20 protein-coding genes are annotated in these 25,513 nt (G+C 46.3%); all 20 read left to right on the top strand.

The window, feature by feature from the left end; genetic code table 11:
* The first annotated feature begins 86 nt into the window (after positions 1 to 86).
* The 20 genes from C170_RS24125 to murB all read left to right on the top strand — a co-directional run bounded on the left by C170_RS24125 (position 87) and on the right by murB (position 25,502).
* Positions 87 to 1,046 carry a ketopantoate reductase family protein gene (locus C170_RS24125; protein WP_036614900.1) on the top strand — a complete coding sequence of 320 codons (960 nt, stop codon included), beginning with the start codon at positions 87 to 89 and terminating at the stop codon, positions 1,044 to 1,046.
* On the top strand, positions 1,046 to 1,420 hold the full coding sequence (locus tag C170_RS24120) for a DUF3397 domain-containing protein (protein WP_036614898.1): 375 nt from the start codon (positions 1,046 to 1,048) through the stop codon (positions 1,418 to 1,420). Before C170_RS24125 ends, C170_RS24120 begins: the two co-directional genes overlap by 1 nt.
* 153 nt (positions 1,421 to 1,573) lie before the next feature.
* Positions 1,574 to 3,271, top strand: a complete 1,698-nt coding sequence (locus C170_RS24115; RefSeq protein WP_036614896.1) for a peptide ABC transporter substrate-binding protein — start codon at positions 1,574 to 1,576, stop codon at positions 3,269 to 3,271.
* A 189-nt stretch (positions 3,272 to 3,460) separates the two neighbouring features.
* Positions 3,461 to 4,393, top strand: coding sequence for an ABC transporter permease (locus C170_RS24110; RefSeq protein ID WP_036614893.1), 933 nt, complete (start codon positions 3,461 to 3,463; stop codon positions 4,391 to 4,393).
* Between the two features lie 47 nt (positions 4,394 to 4,440).
* Positions 4,441 to 5,322 carry an ABC transporter permease gene (locus C170_RS24105; RefSeq protein WP_370511422.1) on the top strand — a complete coding sequence of 294 codons (882 nt, stop codon included), beginning with the start codon at positions 4,441 to 4,443 and terminating at the stop codon, positions 5,320 to 5,322.
* A 17-nt stretch (positions 5,323 to 5,339) separates the two neighbouring features.
* Positions 5,340 to 7,109, top strand: a complete 1,770-nt coding sequence (locus tag C170_RS31620) for an ABC transporter ATP-binding protein (RefSeq protein ID WP_036614890.1) — start codon at positions 5,340 to 5,342, stop codon at positions 7,107 to 7,109.
* A 157-nt stretch (positions 7,110 to 7,266) separates the two neighbouring features.
* The gene (gene bshC, locus C170_RS24095; protein WP_036614888.1) at positions 7,267 to 8,898 is read left to right on the top strand and encodes a bacillithiol biosynthesis cysteine-adding enzyme BshC; all 1,632 of its coding nucleotides are present in this window, start codon (positions 7,267 to 7,269) and stop codon (positions 8,896 to 8,898) included.
* 44 nt (positions 8,899 to 8,942) lie between these two features.
* A complete protein-coding gene (locus tag C170_RS24090) occupies positions 8,943 to 10,208 on the top strand; it encodes an adenosylhomocysteinase (protein ID WP_036614885.1) in 1,266 nt (421 codons plus the stop codon).
* Between the two features lie 274 nt (positions 10,209 to 10,482).
* Positions 10,483 to 10,920 (top strand): division/cell wall cluster transcriptional repressor MraZ, encoded by a 438-nt coding sequence (gene mraZ / locus C170_RS24085; RefSeq protein WP_017687291.1) that lies wholly within the window; start codon positions 10,483 to 10,485, stop codon positions 10,918 to 10,920.
* An 18-nt stretch (positions 10,921 to 10,938) separates the two neighbouring features.
* A complete protein-coding gene (gene rsmH / locus C170_RS24080) occupies positions 10,939 to 11,889 on the top strand; it encodes a 16S rRNA (cytosine(1402)-N(4))-methyltransferase RsmH (protein ID WP_036614882.1) in 951 nt (316 codons plus the stop codon).
* Positions 11,890 to 11,916: 27 nt separating this feature from the next.
* Positions 11,917 to 12,345 (top strand): hypothetical protein, encoded by a 429-nt coding sequence (locus tag C170_RS24075; RefSeq protein WP_036614881.1) that lies wholly within the window; start codon positions 11,917 to 11,919, stop codon positions 12,343 to 12,345.
* 12 nt (positions 12,346 to 12,357) lie between these two features.
* Positions 12,358 to 14,691 (top strand): penicillin-binding transpeptidase domain-containing protein, encoded by a 2,334-nt coding sequence (locus C170_RS24070; RefSeq protein ID WP_036614880.1) that lies wholly within the window; start codon positions 12,358 to 12,360, stop codon positions 14,689 to 14,691.
* Between the two features lie 94 nt (positions 14,692 to 14,785).
* The gene (locus tag C170_RS24065; protein WP_036614879.1) at positions 14,786 to 16,738 is read left to right on the top strand and encodes a stage V sporulation protein D; all 1,953 of its coding nucleotides are present in this window, start codon (positions 14,786 to 14,788) and stop codon (positions 16,736 to 16,738) included.
* A 140-nt stretch (positions 16,739 to 16,878) separates the two neighbouring features.
* Positions 16,879 to 18,366: a UDP-N-acetylmuramoyl-L-alanyl-D-glutamate--2,6-diaminopimelate ligase gene (locus tag C170_RS24060; RefSeq protein WP_036614878.1), complete on the top strand. Its 1,488-nt coding sequence runs from the start codon at positions 16,879 to 16,881 to the stop codon at positions 18,364 to 18,366.
* On the top strand, positions 18,366 to 19,778 hold the full coding sequence (locus C170_RS24055; RefSeq protein WP_036614967.1) for a UDP-N-acetylmuramoyl-tripeptide--D-alanyl-D-alanine ligase: 1,413 nt from the start codon (positions 18,366 to 18,368) through the stop codon (positions 19,776 to 19,778). The genes C170_RS24060 and C170_RS24055 overlap by 1 nt, the downstream gene beginning before the upstream one ends.
* Positions 19,779 to 19,790: 12 nt before the next feature.
* The gene (gene mraY / locus C170_RS24050; protein ID WP_036614877.1) at positions 19,791 to 20,759 is read left to right on the top strand and encodes a phospho-N-acetylmuramoyl-pentapeptide-transferase; all 969 of its coding nucleotides are present in this window, start codon (positions 19,791 to 19,793) and stop codon (positions 20,757 to 20,759) included.
* Positions 20,760 to 20,762: 3 nt separating this feature from the next.
* Complete coding sequence (gene murD / locus C170_RS24045; RefSeq protein ID WP_036614876.1) at positions 20,763 to 22,184, top strand: UDP-N-acetylmuramoyl-L-alanine--D-glutamate ligase; 1,422 nt, start codon at positions 20,763 to 20,765, stop codon at positions 22,182 to 22,184.
* A 48-nt stretch (positions 22,185 to 22,232) separates the two neighbouring features.
* Entirely contained in the window at positions 22,233 to 23,330 is a 1,098-nt protein-coding gene (gene spoVE, locus C170_RS24040) for a stage V sporulation protein E (RefSeq protein WP_036614875.1), read from the top strand.
* Between the two features lie 7 nt (positions 23,331 to 23,337).
* Positions 23,338 to 24,447 carry an undecaprenyldiphospho-muramoylpentapeptide beta-N-acetylglucosaminyltransferase gene (gene murG, locus C170_RS24035; RefSeq protein ID WP_036614872.1) on the top strand — a complete coding sequence of 370 codons (1,110 nt, stop codon included), beginning with the start codon at positions 23,338 to 23,340 and terminating at the stop codon, positions 24,445 to 24,447.
* Positions 24,448 to 24,596: 149 nt separating this feature from the next.
* Positions 24,597 to 25,502 carry a UDP-N-acetylmuramate dehydrogenase gene (gene murB / locus C170_RS24030; RefSeq protein WP_036614869.1) on the top strand — a complete coding sequence of 302 codons (906 nt, stop codon included), beginning with the start codon at positions 24,597 to 24,599 and terminating at the stop codon, positions 25,500 to 25,502.
* Positions 25,503 to 25,513 lie beyond the last annotated feature (11 nt).

Genomic DNA, 25,513 nt, shown 5'->3' with positions numbered 1-25,513 from the left:
CAGGTATGACGGGTTTTTAGTTTGGTGTTTTTGTTCTATTATAGATAATAGAAGAGAAACTACTGAAGCGGAGAGGAGTGCATCATATGATCATTGACATCGTAGGAGCGGGAGCACTTGGTCTTTTGTATGGCGGGAAACTGCTGGCGTCAGGTAACCAGGTCAGGTTTTGGACGAGAACAGCAGCTCAGGCAGACCTCCTCAGCCATAATGGAGTAATCATTGTGGAACAAGACGAGGAAATACATATTCTACCGGATCAATTACAGGCGAAACCAATAAGTAAGCTGACTGACACATGGAAGAAAAAACCAGGAGAATGGTTATTGCTCATGGTTAAGCAGACAAGCATTGATGATTTCATTCATGAGATTAGTCCATTACAAGATCATGTGCTGAATGTCGCTTGTTTTCAGAATGGGATGGGCCATCTTACAAAACTTCAAGCAGCTTTGCCAAAGTCGCTTCTGTGTAGTGCGGTTACAACAGAAGGTGCGAAGCGAACACAAAGTCAGGTGACTCGTGCAGGTACAGGTGAAACTAGGCTGGGGAGGTACAACATACATATAGGAGCTTCTACCTCTATAGAGGAGAAGAGAACATTTACTCTGTCGGGATCGTTGCAGCAGGCAGGATTTGACTGTACAGTGTCGAATGAAATCGATAAGCTGATATACAGGAAACTATTGATTAATTCAGTCATTAACCCGCTCACGGCACTATGGCGAATCCCTAATGGAGAATTGATCGTCAAGGAAGAACGAAAGAGGCTAATGCGCCAGTTATATGATGAAGTATTGTTAATCTACTCTGCAAGTGGAATATGTTTGGATCAGGATATGTGGGATCAACTGATATCGGTCTGTCGTTCTACTGCCACGAATACTTCCTCCATGCTTGCAGATGTTCTCGCTGGACGTGGTACAGAAGTGAGGTCAATTAACGGTCATATTGTAAGAATGGCACAGAAGTTGGACCTTTTTGCACCTACACATGAAATACTGCTTCATCTGATTGAAGGAATGCAACCGGAAGGAGTGAATTAATGGGACTTTTTATTGTGTTGAGCATTTTGCCCTTTTTTCCGTTCTTTCTTGTCTATTGGGGCATGTACGTATGGAAAAAAGACAAACGTAAAGCATTGCGAATGGCAATGGATGTAACCACTTTTTTTCTTGTATTTTCAGTTTCAGCGTTATTCAACTTAACATTTGATTCGAATTTTGGTTTTTATCTGACATTAATACTCATACTAGTAGCACTTGGATTCATCGGGGGTGCGCAAAATCGACTAAAAGGGAAGGTCGATAGGGGTAGAATGTTCCGGGCCGTATGGCGCATGTCTTTCGTCATCATGAGTTTCGGGTATGTTTTGTTTACTTTATTTGGATTATTTAGATACTTCATGCAACAGATGTAAGGTTACATAACGCATAAGAGGCAAAAAATGTGTCGATTTTGTCGAAAACTGAAAAAAACATTACTTTCTGAAAAAGTAATGTAGATTTTTTTGACCGGTGGTTGTATAATCTATAAACATATAAACCATATCAATTTAGGGGGAACGTGTTAGATGAAAAGGAAAAGTCTATTAGTCCTTTTGACGCTGATTTTGGCGTTCGGTACCGTACTTGCAGCGTGCGGATCGAAAAACGAAGGCACAGGTAACACCGATACTGGTTCTGCAAACGAAGGAAATGGTCTTGCTAAAGATCAAATTCTGAAAATCAACCTGTCAGCTGAACCTCCTACGTTGGACCCGGCTCAAGCAAAAGACAGCCAAACCAACACAGTTCTGAAATTCTTGTATGAAGGTCTTGTACGCATCGATGCTGATGGTAAAGAACAAGCGGGCGTAGCTAAAGACTGGACAATCTCCGAAGATGGTTTGAAATATGTTTTCAACCTGAACCCGGAAGCTAAATGGAGCAACGGTGATGCAATCACTGCCGAAGACTTTGTTCGTTCTTGGGAACGTGCTTTGAAACCGGAAACAGCTTCTCCATATGCATACCAATTGTACTATATTAAAGGCGCTGAAGGTTACAACCTCAGCAAAGATGAAACATACAAAGGTACTAAAGTCACAGATTTCTCACAAGTAGGCGTTAAAGCTACTGATGAGCACACATTGGAAGTAACGTTGGAAAACCCAACACCTTACTTCTTGGGTCTGACAGCATTCTACACGTACTACCCAGTACATGCATCTGCAGACACAAATGACAAATTCTTCACAGACTACAAAAACATGATCGTTAACGGACCATTTGTAATGGATCAATACTCTAAAGGTCAAAAAATTGTTGTGAAGAAAAACGATGGTTACCATGCAGCTGCCGATATTAAATTGGCTGAAATCGATATGTCTCTGACAAACAGCAGTGCTTCCGAACTGCAAGCTTACAAATCAGGACAATTGGACTACACTGGTGCACCTAACGGTGAAATTCCATCCGACCAAATTCCTTCTGTAAAAGCGGAATTGCCGGACGAGTTCAAAGCTACTGGTATTGCAAGTACGTACTACTATCAGTTCAACGTAAACGAAGCACCATTTAACAACGTTAAAATCCGTAAAGCATTTGCAATGGCAATTCAGCGTCAGCTGATTGTTGACAAAGTTACACAAGGTGGACAAATTCCAGCATTCGGCTTTGTACCTCCAGGTATCCGTGGTGAAAACGGCGAATTCCGTGATGAGCACAAAGACGATTACTTCACTGAAAATGTTGAAGAAGCTAAAGCATTGCTTGCTGAAGGTATGAAAGAAGAAGGTTACACAACATTGCCAGCTGTTACGTTGATCTACAACACTAGTGATGGCCACGCAAAAATCGCTTTGGCGGTTGCTGACATGTGGAAACAAAATCTTGGTGTTGATGTGAAAACAGAAAACCAAGAGTGGGGCGTATTCCTTGAGAACCGTCAAAACCAAAACTTCCAAGTAGCTCGTGCAGGTTGGTCTGCTGACTACAACGATCCATACAACTTCTTGGAAATGTGGACTACTGGAAACACAAACAATGATTCCAAATTCAGCAACGAACAGTATGACAAAGATGTTAAAGAAACTGTAAAATCTGCTGATCCAGCTGCACGTATGGCTGCATTTGCTGACGCTGAGAAAATCCTGATTCAAGATGAAATGGGCGTTATGCCAATCTATTATTACACTAACGTATCTTTGACTAAGCCTTACCTGAAAGGTGTACAACTTGATTTCAGTGGAGCTATTGACTACACTCGTGCATATCTGGAAGAGAAATAAGTTGTTCTGAAGTCTAATATGAATACTTCGGGATATATATGTGGAATTCCATATATATCCCGATTTTTTGTATGTGCACCGATTTTCCTTATAATTCTTGAAATTTCCGATAAATGGATTGGACTTTATTTCTGTCTAATTCTACAATCGATTTGTATACAAAATATTGTTTGTGGAGGTGTGCAAGGGTTGGTTAAGTATGTGTTGAAAAAACTATTATTTATGCTGCTATCGCTTTTCATACTCGCATCTGCAACCTTCTTCCTGATGAAGGCTATTCCGGGTGACCCTTTTACATCTGAGAAAAAAGTATCGCCTGAAATTCGGGTCTTGCTGGAACAGAAGTATGGATTGGACAAACCGATGTATGAACAATACCTGAAGTATATGGGTGGAATCATTAAGGGAGATTTCGGAGTCTCAATGAAATATCTCAATCGAGATGTAGCCGGAATGATCGGCGAAACATTCACCGCTTCACTGAAGCTTGGAGTGTTTGCAATTGTTATCTCCATTATCGTGGGTGTTCTGCTGGGCCTTATTGCTGCAGTTTACCATCGTAAACTCATTGATGATATCACGATGATCCTGGCAGTCATAGGGATAGCTGTTCCGAGCTTCTTGCTTGCGTCACTATTGCAGTATCTCTTTGCTACTAAATTAGGCTGGTTTAACGTTATGGGCTTTGATGGTCCATTGGATTACGTTCTTCCGGTTGCAGCGCTATCTGCATCTCCGATTGCTTTTATCGCTCGTTTGACGCGTTCGAGCATGCTTGAAGTCTTACATGCAGATTATATCAAAACAGCTAAAGCCAAAGGTCTGAAATGGCCTGCAATTATGTTTAAACACGTTGTAAGAAACGGTATTCTACCAGTAGTAACTTATGTTGGTCCAATGACAGCGAATATCATCACAGGTTCCGTTGTAATTGAACAGATCTTTAACATCGGGGGAATTGGTAAAGTATTCGTAGAGAGTATCACAAACCGTGATTACACTATGATCATGGGGATCACAATTTTCTATGGTATCCTCCTGATGTTGGCTCGTTTCTTTACGGATATCGCTTACGTGCTGATTGATCCTAGAATTAAGCTGGAAAGCCGGAAGGGGGCATAACGTTGTCTGGCACGAATAATAAAAAGAATGAAACGGCGAACACGAACCTGACTAGTCAGGCAGCGGTTAAACCGCAAGAAAGTGTATCCCTTTTTAAAGATGCCATGTACAGACTTGCAACCAATAAGGCTGCAATGATCAGTCTGAGCGTGTTAGTTCTTGTCGTGATTTTCTCTTTGATTGGTCCAACTTCTTTGTTTACAAGTTATAATTATTATTCCAATGATTTGTTGAATGCCAATGCAGCACCGAGTGCGGAGCACTGGTTCGGCACGGACGAGCTTGGTCGCGACGTGTGGGTAAGAACTTGGGTAGGAGCACGTGTATCCCTTACTGTAGGTTTGGCCGCAGCCTTGATTGACCTTGTTATCGGGGTTATTTATGGAGCGATCATGGGTTTCTACGGTGGACGTGTAGATGGAATTATGAACAAGTTTTCCGAAATTCTCTACTCCTTGCCGTACATGCTTGTTGTAATTTTGTTGCTGGTTGTACTGGAACCAAGTCTGACAACGATTATCATTGCCCTCACCATCACAGGCTGGATCAGCATGTCATGGATTGTGCGTGGTGAAATTATGCAACTCAAAAACAGAGACTTTATTCTTGCTGCAAGGTCCATGGGAGCAAGCACAGGGCGTCAATTGTTCCGTCATTTGTTGCCCAATGCAATAGGACCGATTCTTGTAACATTGACGTTGTCCATTCCAAATGCAATCTTTGCTGAAGCGTTCCTGAGCTTCCTTGGATTGGGTGTATCAGCACCAAGATCTTCACTTGGTTCTATGATCAATGATGCACTTACAGGCTGGACGCTATTCCCGTGGCGGATGTGGTTCCCAGCAGGTCTAATGGTTCTTACAATGCTTGCATTTAACTTGCTCGGAGACGGTCTGCGTGACGCACTCGATCCGAAATTACGTAAATAGAAACAGGAGGTGGGATTATGGAGCCGATTTTAACTGTCAAAGACCTGAGTGTGTCGTTCTCAACACGTTCTGGTGAATTTGATGCCGTTAAACATGTGAGTTTTGAACTTGGCAAAGGAGAGACGCTGGGGATCGTAGGTGAATCGGGTAGTGGTAAGAGTGTTACCGCCCAAACCATCATGAAATTGATTCCCTCCCCGCCTTCGAAGGTCAAAAGCGGAGAAATTACTTTTCACGGGCAAGACCTGCTGAATAAGACAGACAAACAAATGGAAGCGATTCGTGGTAAAGATATCGGTATGATCTTCCAAGATCCAATGACTTCATTGAATCCTACCATTAAAATTGGTAAACAAATTACCGAAGTATTGCGCAAGCATCAGAACATGTCCAAACAAGCGGCGAATAAAGCGGCTTTGGAGATGCTTGAACTTGTAGGTATTAAAAATGCGGCTATTCGCATGAATCATTATCCTCACCAATTCTCTGGTGGTATGCGTCAGCGTGCCATGATTGCGATCGCGCTTGCATGTCGTCCATCCCTTCTGATTGCGGATGAACCGACAACTGCACTTGACGTTACAATTCAGGCTCAAATTCTGGATGTCATGAAAGACATGCAGCAAAAGCTAGGAACATCGATCATGCTGATTACACATGACCTTGGTGTCGTAGCGGGTATGTGTGACCGTGTTGTTGTTATGAAGGAAGGCGAAGTTGTTGAAACAGGAACAACTGCTGAAATCTTTAGTAACCCTCAACATCCATACACGATTAAATTGCTGAATGCTTTGCCACGTCTGGACGAGCCCAAAAAGGAAAAACCAGCTCCGGCTGGTATTATCAAAGGCAGCAATAAGCCTCTGGTACAAGTGAAAAACTTGAAACAGTACTTTAATTTGGGTAAAGGTAACATTCTCAAAGCGGTCAATGACGTAAGCTTTGATATCTTTGAAGGTGAAACACTTGGCGTTGTAGGCGAGTCTGGCTGTGGTAAATCCACAACAGGTCGCACCATTCTGCGTCTTTATGAGCCAACTGGCGGAAATGTTAACTTCAACGGAACGGATATCTACAAGTTGTCTCCGCGTAAAATGAAAGAAATGCGTAAAGATATGCAGATGATCTTCCAAGATCCATATGCATCTCTTAACCCGCGTTTCAATGTTATGGATATTATCGGGGAGTCACTCGATATTCATGGTCTGGCTTCCAGCTCTAAAGAGCGCAAGAGACGAGTGGAGGAACTGCTTGATCTGGTAGGTTTGAATCCAAGTCATGCACTTCGTTATCCACATGAATTCTCCGGTGGTCAAAGACAACGGATCGGGATTGCGCGTGCGCTTGCTGTAGACCCTAAATTCATCATCTGTGATGAGCCATTGTCTGCACTGGATGTATCCATTCAGGCGCAGGTCGTTAAATTGCTTGAAGAACTTCAGCAACGTCTCGGCTTGACATACCTGTTTATTGCGCATGACTTGTCAATGGTTAAACATATCAGTGACCGTGTAGCTGTAATGTACATGGGTAAAGTGGTTGAGCTCGCAGAAAGTGAAGAACTATATGCGAACCCTGTCCACCCTTACACCAAAACATTGCTTTCCGCGATCCCTGTACCTGATCCGGAAGTGGAAGCGAACAAACGTCGCATCTTGCTGCCGGAAGAGCATATGAGCCCGATTCAGAACGGATCTGGCGGTCCTGCAAATGATCCGTACAACCTGGAAAATTCTCAATTGATTGAGGTTTCCAAAGGTCACTGGGTTGCAGAACCTTACGTATAATAGGAATATTAAAGCGATATGCTATTATTGATGTATTAAATGCCGCCGACTCGTTCGGCGGTTTTTTTCGTATTTTAATTACTTTCTTTTGACGAAGCGGCCCTGAATTCGGTACAATCAAGAAAGGCTCTTTGAAGCAGAATAGGAGGCAGACCTCATGAACGGTATTACCGAGGCACTCCGCAGCGGATCAAGACTTGCAGAAGATTATATCTGTTCAAGAGATGCTGCGCGTGGCCTTTACGATTATGACATTCGCTGGGAATCAGGACTTCAGGCGCGTGCCGAGTGGCTGGACCAATCGGAAAACACACGTATTGATCGTCGTGATCTGGCAGAGTATTTACGTATATATAATAAGCGGGTGAACGACCATGGAGAGGTTCATACGTCCATCACACGTCTTGCAGAACAAGATGCACTAGTGGTTACAGGAGGACAGCAGAGCGGTCTGCTCACCGGACCACTGTTCGTCATATACAAAGCCGCTAGCGTAGTGGCAGCTGCGCGTGAAGCGGAAGAAAGACTTCAACGCCCGGTAGTCCCAGTATTTTGGATTGCCGGTGAAGACCATGACTGGGATGAGGTTAACCACACATATCTACCTGATTATCAGGGAGACATGAAGAAGGTTAAGTTACAAGGACGATTCGCAGGAAGGGATTCTGTGAGTAATGTTCATGTGGATTCGCAGCAGTGGGTGAATGTACTCGAACAGGTGGAACATCTTTTACCTGATACGATACATAAACCAGGACTGATGAAATGCATCTCAGAGATCCATCAATCCAGTTCAAATCTGAGTGATGCATTTGCCCGCATGATATCTGCCTTGTTTGCCAGTAGTGGACTTGTTCTAATGGATGCATCGGATCCAGATTTACGCAGGTTGGAACAGCCCGTGTTTGAGCGGTTGATACGAAAAAATGAAGTACTGCGCAGCGCATACACACAAGGTGCTGCGCTGGTACAACAAGCTGGTTATGTTATGCCTGCCGAAGTGGCGGAGGATGGAGCCAATCTGTTCTACATTCATGAAGGTACGCGTCTACTCTTGTTGTTGAAGGACGGTTTATATAGTGATCGCAAAGGTTTGGTTTCTTTCTCAGAGGAACGTTTGCTTCAGGAACTGGGAGAACATCCGGAGCGCTTCAGTAACAACGTATTGACACGACCATTAATGCAAGATTCCGTGTTGCCTGTAGCCGCTGTTATTTTGGGGCAAGGTGAAATTGCATATTGGGGTTTGACTCGGGAAGCATTCCGTCAGTTCGGCCTGCAAATGCCCATTTTGTTGCCGCGGTTGTCTTTCACCATCATGGAAGATATTCATCACAAACATATGAAACAATATGGACTTTCTTTTCAGGATGTTCAATATCATATGGAAGAAAAGAAGGAGCAATGGCTCGCACAGCAGGAGACGTTCAAGGTAGATGAACAGTTTGACAAGGTTCAGGAAGCGTTTCTTGATCTGTATGGACCGTTGCTAGATGAGATTGCGGAGATTCATCCTGGGCTGGAACGAATTGGTGACACCAATTTGAGTAAAATCAACGAGCAAATGCAGTATCTGAAACAGCAGACTCACAAAGCTATCGAAGATAAACATAATGTGAGTCTAAGGCACTGGAATGGCATTCAGAACTCCTTATTCCCAACGGGCAAACCACAGGAACGAGTACATAATGCACTCTTTTACCTGAATCGTTATGGCACCGAGTGGATCGATGAACTGATTAAGGCCTCAAGTGAATTCCTTGGAGAGCACAAGGTTATTGCACTATAGAGCCCTTTATAATAGAAGAAACACATAAACGAGGAGGATATGAAATGACTACACCTGCATTGCAAAACAGTATTGTTAAAGATATGGGACTCGCTTCAGAGGGTCACCTGAAAATTGATTGGGTAGAAGCGCATATGCCGGTACTAAACCGCATTCGTCGCCAGTTCGAACAGGATCTGCCCTTCAAAGGTTTGAAGGTTGCCATTTGTCTTCATCTGGAAGCGAAAACAGCTTACTTGGCAAAAGTGATCCAAGCGGGTGGTGCAGAAGTAACCATTACGCATAGCAATCCATTGTCTACACAAGATGATGTTTGCGCAGCATTGGTGGAAGACGGTGTTACGGTGTATGCGAAGTACAATCCGGAGCCTGCGGAATTCAAATCACTGCAACTGCGTGCGCTTGAGGTGAAGCCTGATCTCATTATTGATGATGGTGGAGACTTTGCAACCATTATTGCATCCGAGCGCCCTGACCTCGCAGCAACCATTCGCGGAGGAGCAGAAGAAACGACAACGGGTATTATTCGTTTGAAAGCATTGGCGAAAGAAGGCCAATTGAAGTTTCCGATGGTTGCGGTTAATGACGCATACTGCAAGTATCTGTTTGACAATCGCTACGGTACTGGACAATCTGCATTCGACGGGATTATTCGTACAACTAACTTGGTTATCGCTGGTAAAAACGTAGTGGTAGCAGGTTATGGCTGGTGTGGTAAAGGTGTAGCCATGCGCGCCAAAGGTCTTGGTGCCAATGTGATCGTAACCGAGATCGATCCAATCAAAGCGGTAGAAGCACACATGGATGGGTTCCGAGTCATGACGATGGTGGAAGCCGCCAAATTGGGAGATTTCTTTATCGCAGTTACAGGCAATAAGGATGTTATCACAGGTGAGCATTACGATGTGATGAAGGACGGAGCGATCCTGAGTAATGCAGGTCACTTTGATGTTGAAGTGAATAAACCTGAACTGGCTAAACGTTCCGAATCGATTCGCACAGTTCGTCGCAACATTGAGGAATATCGTTTCAAAGACGGTCGTAAAATGTATCTTCTTGCAGAAGGTCGTCTTGTGAACCTGGGTGCAGCAGATGGTCACCCTGCCGAAATCATGGATACGACGTTTGCTCTGCAGGCGCTTGGTCTGCGTTATGTAAGTGAGAATTATGAAAACTTGGGTAAAAACGTTGTTAATGTACCTTATGATATTGACCAGCAGGTTGCCAGCTATAAACTTGAAAGCCTGAATATTGGCATCGACTCCTTGTCAGCTGAGCAAGTGAAATACCTGGATAGCTGGAAATTTTAAGCACTATCCAATAATTACAAGCTGATGAAATGATTCAATAGGTATAGAATGGTTTATTGATGATATGGCTCATGTGCGGGTAGACATACGATTGCCCGTTTAAGGGAAGCGTCTTTGATCCTGAGTGACAGGATCAAGGACGTTTTTTTTATGCTGAAAAATTAAAAAATCAAGTCATGCAAGAAGGGTTTTGATTTTTTTGTGCGAATCTATTATGCTTAGGTGGTGGAAAGTGGGGCAAAGTGGGAGAAACGGGTGAGGAGTGAGTGGGCCAATGTTTATGGGGGAGTTCCAACATAGCATTGATGATAAGGGTCGGGTGATCATTCCGGCTAAATTCCGCGAATCTCTGGGACCGTCTTTCGTTGTCACACGGGGTTTGGACCAGTGTCTTTTCGTGTACCCCATGGAGGAGTGGGGGGTCATGGAACAGAAGCTCAAAGCACTGCCATTGATGAAATCTGATGCACGTGCGTTTACCCGGTTTTTTTTCTCGGGTGCAACCGAATGTGAACTGGACAAACAGGGCAGGGTAAATCTGCCGGGCAATTTAAGAGAGTATGCCAAGCTGGACAAGGATTGTGTTGTTCTTGGCGTGTCGAACCGGGTGGAGATTTGGAGCAAAGGCATATGGGAGAGTTATTTCAATCAATCCGAAGAAGCATTCAACGACATTGCCGAAAAGCTGGTCGATTTTAATTTTGATTTATAAAGTCAGGAGGGGTGCAGGTTGTTTCACCACATAACCGTACTCAAAGAAGAGGCAACAGAGGGATTAAACATCAAGCAGGACGGTATATACGTGGACTGCACTTTAGGCGGTGGCGGACATAGCTCCGTGATTGCTTCCAAGCTCGGTCCAGGGGGACGTCTGATCGCACTTGATCAGGATGATTGGGCTTTGGATAATGCTCGCGAGAAGCTCGCAGCTTATGGAGAACGTGTAACATTGGTGAAAACCAATTTTCGGGATCTGGAACAGGTACTCAAGGATCTGGATGTACCAATGAAGGATGGTGCACCACAGGTCGACGGTATTTTGTACGACTTGGGTGTGTCATCTCCGCAATTTGATGAAGGAGAACGTGGATTCAGTTACAATCACGATGCTCCGCTCGATATGCGAATGGACCAGGATGCAATGCTGACGGCCAAAGAGATTGTGAATGAGTGGCCAGAAGAAGAGATTGCTCGAATTTTGTATCGCTATGGTGAAGAGAAGTTTTCGAGAAGAATTGCCCGTGTTATCGTCGGAAAACGAGCGCAGTCTACCATTGAGACGACAGGTGAACTCGTGGAACTGATCAAGGAAGGCATCCCGGCGGCAGCTCGACGTACTGGTGGACATCCTGCCAAACGCAGCTTCCAGGCATTACGCATTGCCGTCAACGATGAGTTGGGTGCCTTTGAAGAAGGCTTGCATCAGGCTGTTCGTTGTCTGGCACCAGGAGGACGTGTATCTGTTATTACCTTCCACTCCCTTGAGGATCGGATATGTAAACAGATTTTCAGTAGTTATCTGGAAAAATGTACATGTCCACCCGATTTTCCGTTGTGTGTATGCGGCGGCAAGGGGACCCTGCGTTTAGTTAACAGAAAACCGTTGATTCCAACGGAAACGGAATTGACCGAAAATTCACGTGCTCGTTCAGCCAAGCTGCGCGTAGCCGAGAAATTGTAGATCAAGAGTGGAGGAGAGAATCGGAGTATGGCATATACACGTGGTAATCTCGCTGTAAAAGAAAAAGCGTCCCAGGAACGTGTGACCCAGCAACGATACAAAGAAACCACCAAAGTGGTGACCCGTCGTACGGGTCTTCCGGCACGCGAGAAGATTTTGTATCTGATTACCCTGGTTGCAGTTATCCTTGTTGGAGGAGCCTTGATGTCTCGTTATGCTCATATCTATGATCTGAACAAGCAGGCGCAGTCTACTATTTCGGATATCAAGGTGTATGAAAAGACGATTGCAGACCTGCAAGTGGAAAAAGAAACATTGAACAACCAGGTCATCGAAAATGCAAAACAACTTGGTTACGTTGAAGCTTCCGGTAAGGATGTCATTTATGTACCTCGCTCAACAAGTACGAAATCAACTGGCACTGAGTCGTCCTCGAATACAGCAAGCAGTAAGTAAAGAGGTGTTCCGATGATAAAAAGAATAAAGATGCGCACGTTGCTTATAGGGGGATGTATTACCCTCTTTTTTCTTGTACTCGTAACCCGAATCTTTTTCATTCAGGTTGTGAATGGCGGTGAATGGCAGGAACGGGCAGCCGGTTTGGTAGAGCGGGAACAGACGATTAAGGCTGCACGTGGAACGATTACGGATCGAAATGGTAATATTTTGGCTACCGATGCCCCTGCGTATACGGTTTCTGTTAATCCGTTATTAATTAATGAACTCGGAATTCAGGATGTTGTTACGGAGAAGCTCTCTGCCCTTCTTGGGAAAAATGAGAGTGAGATGCGTGCTCTAGTCACAGCGAAGAAAGAAAATGGCGATTTTTTTCAGCAACGTGAAGTACGCAGTGAAGGATATAAGATAAGTCCAGAGCTTGCGGAAAAAGTCAACGAACTGCGTGAGGAATTACAAGAAGAGTACAAGGCTCGTAATGCAATTGTGATGGCTCAGGAGTCGAAGCGTTTTTACCCTGAAGAAACACTTGCTTCTCACCTCTTGGGATATATGAGCCGGGATGGGAAAGCTGTCAATGGACTTGAAGTCTCATATGATGAAGCACTGACAGGTACAGATGGATATTTGAATTATCAGAAGGATGCCAAAGGCATTAAACTTCCGGATTCACAGGATAACTATCTGCCACCTCAGAACGGTAAGAACCTTACGCTGACCATCGATGATACGATCCAGTTCTACATTGAGGATGCAATGAAAGAAGCCGTTGCCAAGTATAACCCACTGAGCATGACGGTCATTGCCGCGGACCCAAACACGATGGAGATTCTAGGGATGGCGAACTGGCCAACCTTTAACCCGAATACGTATGGGAGTACACCTGATCAAAAGAATTTTATCAACCATGCTACTCAATCCATCTATGAGCCAGGTAGTACATTCAAAATAGTTACGCTAGCAGGGGCTGTTGAAGAAAAACTCTTCGATCCCAATGCAAGTTTTGAATCCAAACGCATGTATATCGGTGGTTTCCCGATTAGTGATAATGGTCATTCCTATGGTTGGATCTCGTATCTCGAAGGTGTCAAACGGTCAAGTAACATTGCTTTTGTTAACTTGGGTTACAACATGCTTGGCGGCGAACGTCTGCGTCATTACATAGACGAATTCGGCTTCGGCAAAAAGACGGGTATTGATCTGCCAAATGAGGCAGCCTCCCCGATCAAGCCACTGGTTTACAAATCCGAGATTGCTACTGCTGCTTACGGTCACGGTCTTGTACAGGTAACACCAATTCAACAGGTCGCAGCCATCTCTGCGATTGCCAACGGCGGCAAATTGCTGGAGCCACATCTAGTGAAGGAGATCAAGAACCCGAATGATGGAACAACGGAAGTCATCAAACCCAAAGTTGTTCGTCAGGTGATTTCCAAGGAATCTTCCAAACTGGTGAGCGGTTATCTGGAACAAGTGGTTGCAGACCAAACGATTGGTACCGGTCGTAACGCCTATATTGAAGGTTACCGTGTAGCTGGTAAGACAGGTACAGCAAGAAAGGTTGTTAACGGAGCATACAGCAAGTCAAAAGACGTTGTATCGTTTATTGGATTCGCGCCCGTGAATAATCCGAAGATTGCTATACTTGTTGTCATTGACCAACCGGATGGAACCAACATTGGGGGAGGAACCGCAGCTGCGCCGGTGTTCAAAAAGATTGTCAGCCAGACTCTTCAATACATGGGAATACCCAAAGATACAGCCAAAACTCCTGACAAAAAGTCAAAAGAAGTCTCTGTCGTGCAAGCCAAGGCGCCTGACTTAAGTGGCAAGACAGCCAAACAAGCCAGAAGCCAGCTTCTAAGCGCAGGTATTGCTTATGTGACTCTTGGTCAAGGTGATAATGTAATTCGGCAGTATCCGGTTGCTGGCGCCTCTATGAATCCAGGCCAACGAATCTATCTGCTAACGGAAGAAAGCAGCAAGATGAAGATTCCCGATCTAACAGGTGAATCTCTCCGGGATGCCCTAGAAGTACTTTCTCTCATGAAAGTGGGGGTTACGGTCAAGGGCGAGGGTTATGTCGTGAAGCAAACCGAGCAGGTCGCAGGTGAGCAGAGAACTGTGCAGTTGAACTTGCAAACTGCTAAAGCTGCAGTGACAGGTATAGCCGATGAGGCTCCAATCTCTTCTGATCCGTCATCAGAAGCTGAAGTGAAGGAACAAGAGGCTTCGGCCGGAGAAGCTAAAACCGACGAAACAGACGAAACAGATAACAGCAAGGCTCCTGCCAATGAATCCGAATCCTCTGACGATCCAGCAACAAACGGAGCTACGCTTCCTTAGGGAGCTCTGACAGCTTGTTCTAACCCCCGGTTGTCCTGAATATTCATGAATGGAACGAATGTCATGATTTTGGGACGAGTGGGGGGATCTTTTCGTGAAGGGATCAAGCGTAAATCTGCGGCGCAGGTTGCTATGGAGTTTAATGATTTTAGTTTTGTTATTTTCGGCTCTGATGATCAGGCTTGCTTATGTACAGCTCGGGGAAGGCCCTGAATTGTCAGCAAAAGCAGAAGAATCCTGGCGGCGTAATATTCCTTACTCAGCCAAGCGAGGGGAGATCCTGGATCGAAATGGAACCTCTCTGGCCTATAATGTGACAACACCAACCATTATGGCCATTCCGGCTCAGGTGAAAGAAGCTGAAACGACGGCTAAAGCGCTGGCCCCATTGCTTGGGATGACGGAAGAAAAAGTGCTCGCAACCATCAAGAAACGAGAACTCATTGTACGACTACAACCCGGCGGCCGCAAAATTACGATGGAGAAAGCTCAGCGCATCCGTGATTTGAAGCTTCCGGGTATCGTTGTTGCTGAAGACAATAAACGTTTTTATCCTTATGATGATTTGGCTGCCCATATTCTTGGTTTTACGGGCATTGATAATCAGGGCTTAACGGGTGTCGAGAAGAAATATGATGATAAGCTGAATGGTTTGAATGGCAGTGTGTCCTACTTGTCCGATGCGGCCGGAAGGCTAATGCCGGGCTCATCCGAGAAGTATGTGGAACCGAAGGACGGCCTTAACCTCAAGCTGACCATTGATAAATCCATTCAGTCCATCATGGAGAGAGAACTGGATCAGGCCATGGTGAAGTTCCAGGCGAACTCAGCATTGGCCATAGCGATGAATCCCAAAACGGGTGAAATTTTGGGGATGTCCAGCAGGCCGGGATACGAACCTGCCGATTATCAGCAATATCCCGCGGAGATATACAATCGAAATTTACCGATCTGGATGACCTACGAGCCGGGCTCCACATTTAAGATCATTACTTTGGCAGCAGCGCTTGAAGAGAAAAAGGTCAATCTGCAACAGGATCAATTTTTTGATCCCGGATATGTTGAGGTGGGTGGGGCCCGTCTGCGTTGCTGGAAAAAGGGCGGCCACGGAAGTCAGACCTTCTTACAAGTTGTGGAGAACTCATGTAACCCGGGCTTTGTGGCTTTGGGGCAGAGGCTGGGCAAAGAATCGCTCTTCTCCTATATTAAAGACTTTGGTTTCGGTACCAAGACAGGGATCGACCTTAGCGGAGAAGCCAGTGGAATTCTGTTCAAACTGTCCAGAGTGGGACCTGTCGAGCTTGCAACGACGGCTTTTGGTCAAGGTGTATCCGTAACGCCCATTCAGCAAGTAGCAGCTGTGTCAGCGGCCATCAATGGGGGGAAACTTTACAAGCCTTATGTTACGAAAGCGTGGGTCCATCCGGTCACAGGAGAAGTCATGGAAGAAGCCAAGCCGGAACTGGTTCGTCAGGTGATCTCGGAGAATACATCCAAACAAGTACGTGAAGCACTCGAGAGTGTTGTCGCAAAAGGTACCGGGCGTCCGGCATTCATTGATGGATACCGGGTCGGTGGCAAAACAGGTACAGCCCAGAAGGTTATCAACGGACGTTATTCCTCGACCGAGCATATCGTATCCTTTATCGGATTTGCACCAGCAGATGATCCACAGATTGTGGTCTATACCGCAGTTGATAATCCCAAAGGAATTCAGTTCGGAGGTGTGGTTGCCGCCCCGATTGTACAGAACATCCTTGAAGATGCTTTGCACTATATGAATGTACCTGTTCGGAAGGATCAGGTCGCCAAAGAATACAAGTATGGTGAAACCAAAATCGTGACAGTCCCAGACCTGACAGGAGCTACTGTTGAAGATCTGTACGAAGACCTGAACATGAATTTTATGCTGGCGAAGTCTGGCAGTGGTAAATACGTGATTAATCAGGCACCCAAACCTGGGGCGAGGGTAGATCAGGGATCAACTATCCGCATTTATATGGGGAATGTACTGAACGATGCACATGATCACACAAAGGATGAATAACGGGGCTTAGGGGTAGTTTGAGGCTTCTAGCGCAACAAAATTCATCCAAGTGCGTTTCATTATTGGGTTGTATTGACGATATTAATAAATACAGACATATGTTAAAACAGAAGTATAATTGGAAAAGTGAGGTTATTCATGTGCTTTTAAAACAATTTGCATCGATGCTGACCACCGCCCGCCTCGTGGGCGAATCAAATACAGAATGCCAAAACCTTCAGACAGATTCCCGGCAGGTAAAACCGGGTGATCTGTTTATCTGTCTTCCGGGACATACGGTAGATGGTCATGATTATGCAGAAAAAGCTGTAAATGCCGGTGCAGTTGCATTGGTGGTTGAACGGCAGCTGGATCTGCCTGTACCACAATTGCTGGTGAAGGACAGCCGATTTGCGATGGCTGTTCTGGCAGATTTCTTTTTTGACTCGCCAAGCCAGAAAATGAATATGATTGGTGTAACGGGAACGAACGGAAAAACAACGACCACCTATTTGATTGAAAAAATCATGAGTGATTACGGACGCAAGACGGGATTGATCGGTACTATTCAAATGCGGTATGACGGTCGCACCTACCCGATGTCAGGAACAACACCAGAGGCGCTTGATCTGCAGCGTAGTCTGCATGATATGGTTCAGAAGGGTACGGACTGCTGTGTTATGGAAGTTTCTTCTCACGCATTGGAACAAGGGCGAGTAAAGGGAACGAATTTCCGTACTGCGGTATTTACTAACCTGACGCAAGATCATCTGGACTACCACCATTCCATGGAGGAATATCGCGGGGCCAAAGGATTGTTCTTTGCACGTCTGGGTAACGGTTATACGGAAGATGTTACACAGCGTAAATATGCTGTCATCAATGCAGATGATCCGGCTGCGGCTTATTTCATCTCTGTGACTGCGGCTGAAGTGATTACATATGGCATGGGTGAAAAGGCGGATGTACGCGCATCCCAAATCTCAATCACGTCTCAGGGAACTTCTTTCCATGTGGATACATTTGCAGGTAGCACAGATATTCGCTTGCGCATGGTAGGCAAATTCAATGTGTACAATGCAATGGCAGCAATATCTGCAGCGCTGGTGGAAGGTATTCCGCTGGAAGAGATCAAGCGCAGTCTGGAGACGGTTCCGGGCGTGGATGGACGTGTTGAAGGAGTGGACGAAGGACAGCCATTTGCTGTTATTGTCGATTATGCCCATACACCGGATGGACTGGAGAATGTGTTGCGGACGGTGAAAGAATTTGCCGAAGGGCGTGTAATCTGCGTGTTTGGCTGTGGTGGTGACAGGGACCGTACCAAACGTCCTCTCATGGGGAAAATTGCTGCGAATTATAGTGATTTTGTACTGGTTACTTCCGATAATCCACGGACAGAAGATCCGGATCTCATTCTCAAAGACATTGAACAGGGCCTGATTGAAGAATCCGTTCCTGCTGAACGTTATACGATGATTGTGGATCGACGCCAGGCCATTCATGAAGCTATTGAAATGGCAAGCCCAGCCGATGTAGTATTGATTGCGGGTAAGGGTCACGAGACCTATCAGATTATCGGCACAACCAAAACCGATTTTGATGACCGAATCATAGCCAAAGAAGCGATAAGGGGCAAATCCAATTGATAAAAAGAACATTGGCACAATTGGCCGAGATGTGTGGAGGAACATTAAGTGACGTTGCCGCTCATGGCAATGTAATGGTCGAAGGGGTGTTTACCGATTCGCGTAAACCTCTGGAAGGCAGTTTGTTTATCCCGCTAGTGGGTGAAAGGTTTGACGGACACGAATTTGTGCAAGCCTGTCTAGAGAAGGGGGCTGCAGGGGCGATCTGGCAAAAGGATCATGGTATTCCGCCACAAGGAGCTGTCATTGTTGTTGACGACACACTTGTCGCACTGCAAGCACTCGCATCTGCTTATCTAACGGAGAATAAAGCGTCTGTGGTTGGCATTACAGGCAGCAACGGCAAGACAACAACAAAGGACATCGTGGATGCCATTCTCTCAACGACGTTCAAAGTGCATAAGACGCAAGGCAACTTCAATAATCACATTGGTTTACCGCTGACTGTACTAAGCATGGACCCGGATACCGAGATTATCATTTTGGAGATGGGTATGAGTGGTCGCGGGGAAATTAACGATTTGTCGGTTATTGCGCAGCCTGATGTAGCGGTCATTACCAATATTGGTGAATCACATCTGCTTCAGCTGGGGTCCAGACTGGAGATAGCCAGAGCCAAAGCCGAGATTGCTGCGGGATTGAAGCCTGGCGGGTTACTGATCTACAACGGAGACGAGCCTTTAATTGCACAAGTCCTTGAAGAACCCGCAACGAAACAACCCGATGGATTGCAGCGGTTTACATTTGGTCTGCAAACCGATAATGATGACTATCCTACCGGACTTATGAATGCGCAGAACGGGGTAGTTTTCACTACCAAACAGTCTGGAGAACATGCTTTTACGCTACCTCTGCTAGGAACGCATAATGTCGTTAACTGTCTGGCTGCTTTGGCAGTAGCCCGTCATTTTAAAGTGACGACGGAACAGATTGCCGCGGGATTGTCTCGCTTGAAACTGACAGGCATGCGTATTGAGGTTACGCAAGGCGTTAGTGGTCTAACCCTGCTGAATGATGCATACAATGCAAGTCCAACCTCCATGAAGGCCGCAATCGATGTACTAGAAGGTCTGAAAGGATACCGCATGAAAGTGGCTGTGCTTGGTGATATGCTTGAACTCGGTCCCCAAGAGCAGGATCTGCATTACGGAATCGGAGAGTATATCACATCGGCCAAAATGGACATGGTGCTGGTATATGGTCCGCTATCAGCCAAGATTGCTGAAGGAGCAAGCAAGCATATGCCTACAGAGGCTGTGCATGCTTTTATAGATAAAGAAGAAATGACCCGTTATCTACTGGAGAAACTACATCCCAGAGACGTTGTCTTGTTCAAAGCCTCAAGAGGCATGAAGCTGGAAGACGTGGTCGAAGCACTACAAATAGCACCATTACAGAATCGAGTAGACTAGAGGGGTGAACCCATGGATTTTCAGGTATTACTGTTAACAATCGGCGTTTCATTTATTCTGGCGGTGATTGCCGCACCGCTCCTGATTCCGCTGTTACGCCGGATGAAATTCGGACAGCAAGTTAGGGAAGATGGGCCTCAGAGCCATTTGAAAAAAAGCGGAACACCTACAATGGGTGGAGTCGTCATTTTAGTTGCGTTCACATTGGCCTTTTTGAAATTTTCGGCAGTCAAGAATACAGACTTTTATGTCTTGCTTGTGGCTACGCTGGGATTCGGGCTGATTGGCTTCCTGGATGATTACATCAAAATTGTGTTCAAACGTTCGCTGGGACTGACGGCCAGACAAAAAATGCTGGGCCAATTGTTCTTCAGTGCAGTGATGTGTTTCTTGCTGATCCAGAATGGACACAGCACAGCCATCTCTATTCCGGGAATGTCATTCTCGTTTGACTGGACCGGATGGTTCTATTATCCGTTTGTTGTATTCATGATGCTTGCCATTACCAATGCGGTTAACTTTACCGACGGTCTGGATGGTTTGCTGTCAGGGGTAAGTGCGATTGCCTTTGGCGCGTTTGCCATTGTGGCGATGCAAGCCACGTCGATGCCGGCAGCAGTGTGTGCAGCAGCGATGATCGGGGCCGTACTCGGTTTTCTGGTATATAACGCACATCCGGCCAAAGTGTTTATGGGAGACACCGGTTCTCTGGGGATTGGCGGTGCGATTGGTGCGGTAGCCATTGTAACCAAAACAGAGCTTCTATTTGTCATCATTGGCGGTATTTTTGTTATCGAGATCCTGTCTGTCATCATTCAAGTGGTATCATTCAAGACTCGTGGCAAGCGTGTATTCAAAATGAGCCCCATTCACCATCACTTTGAATTAAGTGGTTGGTCAGAATGGCGGGTTGTTATTACCTTTTGGGCGGTAGGCGCAATTTTGGCCGCTCTTGGACTTTATCTCAACAAGGGGTTGTAGATCATGAACCATCCTGAATCATATCGCGGACAACAAGTAGTCGTGCTCGGATTGGCCAAAAGCGGCGTACAGGTCGCCAAAGTGCTGGATCGCGCCGGAGCGAAGGTTACAGTAAATGATAAAAAAGAGAGAGATCAATGTCCCGAAGCTTCCGAATTGGAGGCTTTGGGAATTTCTGTTGTATGCGGAGGGCATCCGGATGATCTGATTCACAGTGGTGTGAAGCTGGTTGTCAAAAACCCGGGTATCCCCTACCATGCAGCTCCTGTGCAGCAAGCTTTGGCATTGGGCATTGAAGTGGTGACCGAAGTAGAGGTTGCTTATCATCTATGTGCTGCACCCATGATCGGGATTACGGGCTCCAACGGCAAAACAACAACCACCACTTGGGTGGGTAAAATGTTGGAGCATGCCGGCCTCAACCCGATCGTTGCCGGTAATATCGGAACACCTCTATGTGAAGCGGCAGAGCAAGCTTCTCCAGATAACTGGATGGTTGTTGAGCTTAGCAGTTTCCAGCTCAAAGGAACGGTTGATTTTCGTCCTCGGATTGCCAGCTTGCTTAACGTTGCAGAGACGCATCTGGATTATCACGGGAACATGGATGATTATGTGGCTTCCAAAGCCAAACTGTTCGCCAATCAGCAGCCTGACGACGTAGCCATCTTGAATTGGGATGATGCGGTATGTCGTGGTCTGGTTCCTTACATCAAAGGCAGATTGATCCCCTTCTCCGTGACAGAGAAATTGGATACAGGTGTGTATGCAGATCCTCCTTATGTGGATGGAGAAGAGGATGATGTGAAGCGTCAGATTATCTACGCGGATGAAAAGGGAAATCACCACACCATTATTGACATCGAGAACATTGGCATCGCTGGACGATTCAATGTGGAAAATGCAATGGCCGCTGTGGCCATTGCCGTAGCGGCAGGAGCTGATCCAGCAGTGCTGGCTGCTCCGCTTGCAGATTTCAAGGCGGTTGAACACCGACTTGAATATGTTCTAGAGCATAATGGTTCTGCGTACTACAACAACTCCAAAGCGACCAATTCAAAGGCTACGGTCATGGCCCTGAATTCGTTCAAGGAACCGGTCGTATTGATTGCAGGAGGGCTGGATCGTGGATCAGACATGATGGAGTTGTTACCCTTGTTCCAGGAACGGGTAAAAGCTGTCGTTGCAATTGGAGAGACACGGACAAAAATTGCCAAGGTCGCGGAACTTGCCGGATTAAAGCAAATTAAGGTCGTCGATAATGAGGAGGACGCTGCCCGGACGTTAACCGTTGCTGTGCAGGAAGCATCGAAGTTTGCCAGTGCCGGTGATGTCGTTTTGTTATCCCCGGCATGTGCAAGTTGGGACATGTTTCCTTCCTATGAAGAGCGGGGACGCATTTTTAAAGAGGCGGCGCATAACTTGTAAGTAGGGGGGTGGAAAAGCCCCTACTTACATGCAAGGGGTGGCCTCCTGATGAAACAGACGCGACCAGCACCAGATATTTGGTTGCTGATTTGTATTTTGGCATTGCTTGCCATCGGCATTATTATGGTATATAGTGCGGGCTCGGTGCTTGCCTTTCATGACTATGGCGATTCATTTTATTTTGTAAAAAGACAGGCCCTGTTTGCGGTGCTTGGGCTTGTAGCCATGTTCGTAACTGCTAATGTAGACTACCGGGTGTGGAGGAAATATGCCAAGCCTATATTGATTGCCTGTTTTATTATGCTCATTGCGGTGCTCATTCCAGGAATTGGTGTGGTTCGCGGTGGTGCACGAAGTTGGCTGGGCATTGGTTCGTTCGGTATTCAGCCCTCAGAATTCATGAAGCTGGGCATGATTCTGTTTCTCGCTCACTGGCTGAGCAAGGAACCGGGTAAAATCAAAACCTTCACAACGGGGCTTCTGCCACCGCTGGGATTGATCGGTTTGGCTTTTGGGATTATTATGCTGCAACCTGATTTGGGGACTGGCACCGTGATGATGGGCGCATCGATGCTTATTATTTTCACAGCCGGAGCGCGAATGAAACATCTGAGCTTGCTTGCTCTTGGCGGCGTAGCCGGGTTTGCAGCTTTGATTGCAGCAGCACCCTATCGGCTGCAGCGTATCACAGCGTTTTTGGACCCGTGGTCCGATCCGCTGGGTGCCGGATATCAGATCATTCAATCCTTATACGCAATTGGTCCTGGTGGACTGGCGGGATTGGGACTGGGTATGAGCCGGCAGAAGTACAGTTATGTACCTGAACCGCAAACGGACTTTATTTTTAGTATTTTGGCCGAAGAACTCGGCTTTATAGGTGGAATGATTGTATTATTGTTGTTTCTGGTGCTGGTGTGGAGAGGGATGCGTGTAGCCATGACCATTCCGGATGCCTTCGGCAGTCTGCTTGGTGTTGGTATCGTAGGTATGGTCGCCGTACAGGTCATTATTAACATTGGTGTTGTCATTGGCATGATGCCTGTTACGGGCATTACATTGCCTCTGATCAGTTACGGCGGGTCATCATTGACCCTCATGCTCACAGCACTGGGCATTTTAGTGAATTTATCCCGTTATGCGAGGTGACTATGCGATGCGAGTCGTTCTAAGCGGTGGCGGTACGGGTGGACATATCTATCCGGCCGTTGCCATAGCAAGACAATGCGAGGCGGAGAATCCGGACTCGACATTTCTATACATCGGAGGAACCAGAGGGCTGGAAAGTAAGCTGGTTCCCCAAGAAAATATTCCTTTTAAATCCATTGATATTACGGGCTTTCGACGGAAATTGTCCATCGAAAACCTGAAGACGGTCATGCGTTTCATTCAAGGAGTACGCAAGTCCAAAAAAATGCTGAAGGAATTCAAACCGGATGTTGTGATTGGTACAGGTGGATATGTGTGTGGACCTGTGGTATATGCAGCAACAAAACTGGGGATTCCGAGTATAATTCATGAACAGAACGCCATCCCTGGTCTGACGAACAAATTTTTGATGCGTTATGTGGACACGGTTGCCGTTAGCTTTGAAGGTTCTGAAAAATCGTTTTCCGGCGCAAAAAAGGTGATCTACACTGGTAATCCGCGAGCGACTACGGTAGCCCAAGCTAGCCGTGATCGTGGTTTTGCCACGTTAGGTGTACCGATGAACAGCCGTGTTGTTCTTGTGGTTGGTGGCAGTCGCGGGGCAAAAGCAATCAATCAGGCCATGGTGGACATGGCTCCATTGCTGGAACAACTGGATGATGTACATGTAGTTTACGTTACAGGGGATACCTATTTTGATGAAACGCGTGAAGCCATTCGCAGCTCATTGGGTACGATGCCAAACCACCTGCATGTCCTGCCTTACGTGCATAATATGCCTGAGGTGCTTGCCTGCACATCCTTGATTGTAAACCGCGCAGGTGCATCATTCCTTGCGGAGATTACATCACTGGGTATTCCTTCGATCCTGATTCCGTCACCTAACGTGACTAATAATCATCAGGAAGCCAATGCACGCACGCTTGAAGGTGGAGGCGCATCACTCACGATGCTGGAGAAGGATCTTACAGGCAAAGTCCTGTATGAAGCCATCGCCAAGATTATGAATGATGAATCGGGACGTAAACGAATGGCTGAAGCCTCCCGAAAACTGGGGAAACCCGATGCAGCTGAAGTGCTTGTTCATGAAATTCAGCGTCTTGCTGCACACCGATAAAGTGTGATTGTGGGCGATTGTCACACACGAGACGGGGCTGACATAAGATACCGTATAAATCGTGACCATCGTTCCATGGCGCCAGAACACGGTCTGTAACAACAGAACATACCGTGCTCATCGGTTTTGAAGCAAAGGAGGAAGCAAACATGCATCAGTGGATATCGTTACTATCCCAGAATAATGTTGGCAGAGTTCTTGAAAACGAATGGCTAGCCAAATACACCACATGGAAGATCGGCGGTCCTGCGGATGCACTGGTCATTCCGGAGAATAAAGAGCAGATGATGAATCTCGTTCAATTGCTTCACACGTATCAGATTCCGTGGATGCAACTAGGACGGGGCTCAAACATGCTGGTGTCAGACAAAGGAATACGTGGTGTTGTGGTGAAACCAGGCGAGGGCTTTGATTATGCCGAATTTCACGAAGGCGGTGTAACCGCCGGAGCGGCGCATTCTTTTGTTAAACTCAGTGTGGTTGCTGCCAAAAAGGAATGGACCGGTCTGGAATTCGGCAGCGGTATCCCCGGCACTGTCGGTGGAGCCGTATACATGAATGCAGGCGCGCATGGATCGGATGTGTCACGGATATTCAAATTCGCTGAGATTGTACTGGAGACAGGGGAATTGGTACGTTACAGCAAGGAGGACATGGATTTTGCCTACCGCCACTCTGTTCTGCATGATCGGAGAGGCATCGTGCTGGAAGCTACGTTTGAACTCCAGCATGGAGAGCGCAACGTCATTTCGGAAACGATGGCGGCTTACAAAGATCGCCGACGCCGCACACAGCCACTGCAGATGGCATGTGCAGGTAGTGTATTCCGAAATCCACCGGGTGATCATGCAGCCCGCCTGATTGAAGCAGCAGGGCTGAAAGGAATGACCCAGGGAGGCGCACAGGTATCCACCATGCATGCCAATTTCATTGTTAATACAGGCCAAGCAACAGCAGAGGACGTTATCACCCTAATGCAGCAGATACAGAGCACTATATCATCTCAAAACGGTATTAACCTGGTACCGGAAGTCTTCGTAGTGGGTGAGCGGTAAACCCCGGAGGT

Origin of the sequence: Paenibacillus sp. FSL H7-689, from assembly GCF_000517905.1 — a bacterium.
GTDB classification, from domain to species: domain Bacteria; phylum Bacillota; class Bacilli; order Paenibacillales; family Paenibacillaceae; genus Paenibacillus; species Paenibacillus amylolyticus.
The sequence above is the reverse complement of the archived record's forward strand: the minus strand, read 5'-3'. Positions and strand labels throughout refer to the sequence as shown.

What these genes read in the sequence shown, in the direction of transcription:
- C170_RS24125 (WP_036614900.1), top strand. Translation starts at nt 87, where the DNA reads ATGATCATTGACATCGTAGGAGCGGGAGCACTTGGTCTTTTGTATGGC.
- C170_RS24120 (WP_036614898.1), top strand. Translation starts at nt 1,046, where the DNA reads ATGGGACTTTTTATTGTGTTGAGCATTTTGCCCTTTTTTCCGTTCTTT.
- C170_RS24115 (WP_036614896.1), top strand. Translation starts at nt 1,574, where the DNA reads ATGAAAAGGAAAAGTCTATTAGTCCTTTTGACGCTGATTTTGGCGTTC.
- C170_RS31620 (WP_036614890.1), top strand. Translation starts at nt 5,340, where the DNA reads ATGGAGCCGATTTTAACTGTCAAAGACCTGAGTGTGTCGTTCTCAACA.
- bshC (WP_036614888.1), top strand. Translation starts at nt 7,267, where the DNA reads ATGAACGGTATTACCGAGGCACTCCGCAGCGGATCAAGACTTGCAGAA.
- C170_RS24090 (WP_036614885.1), top strand. Translation starts at nt 8,943, where the DNA reads ATGACTACACCTGCATTGCAAAACAGTATTGTTAAAGATATGGGACTC.
- mraZ (WP_017687291.1), top strand. Translation starts at nt 10,483, where the DNA reads ATGTTTATGGGGGAGTTCCAACATAGCATTGATGATAAGGGTCGGGTG.
- C170_RS24075 (WP_036614881.1), top strand. Translation starts at nt 11,917, where the DNA reads ATGGCATATACACGTGGTAATCTCGCTGTAAAAGAAAAAGCGTCCCAG.
- C170_RS24070 (WP_036614880.1), top strand. Translation starts at nt 12,358, where the DNA reads ATGATAAAAAGAATAAAGATGCGCACGTTGCTTATAGGGGGATGTATT.
- mraY (WP_036614877.1), top strand. Translation starts at nt 19,791, where the DNA reads ATGGATTTTCAGGTATTACTGTTAACAATCGGCGTTTCATTTATTCTG.
- murD (WP_036614876.1), top strand. Translation starts at nt 20,763, where the DNA reads ATGAACCATCCTGAATCATATCGCGGACAACAAGTAGTCGTGCTCGGA.
- spoVE (WP_036614875.1), top strand. Translation starts at nt 22,233, where the DNA reads ATGAAACAGACGCGACCAGCACCAGATATTTGGTTGCTGATTTGTATT.
- murG (WP_036614872.1), top strand. Translation starts at nt 23,338, where the DNA reads ATGCGAGTCGTTCTAAGCGGTGGCGGTACGGGTGGACATATCTATCCG.
- murB (WP_036614869.1), top strand. Translation starts at nt 24,597, where the DNA reads ATGCATCAGTGGATATCGTTACTATCCCAGAATAATGTTGGCAGAGTT.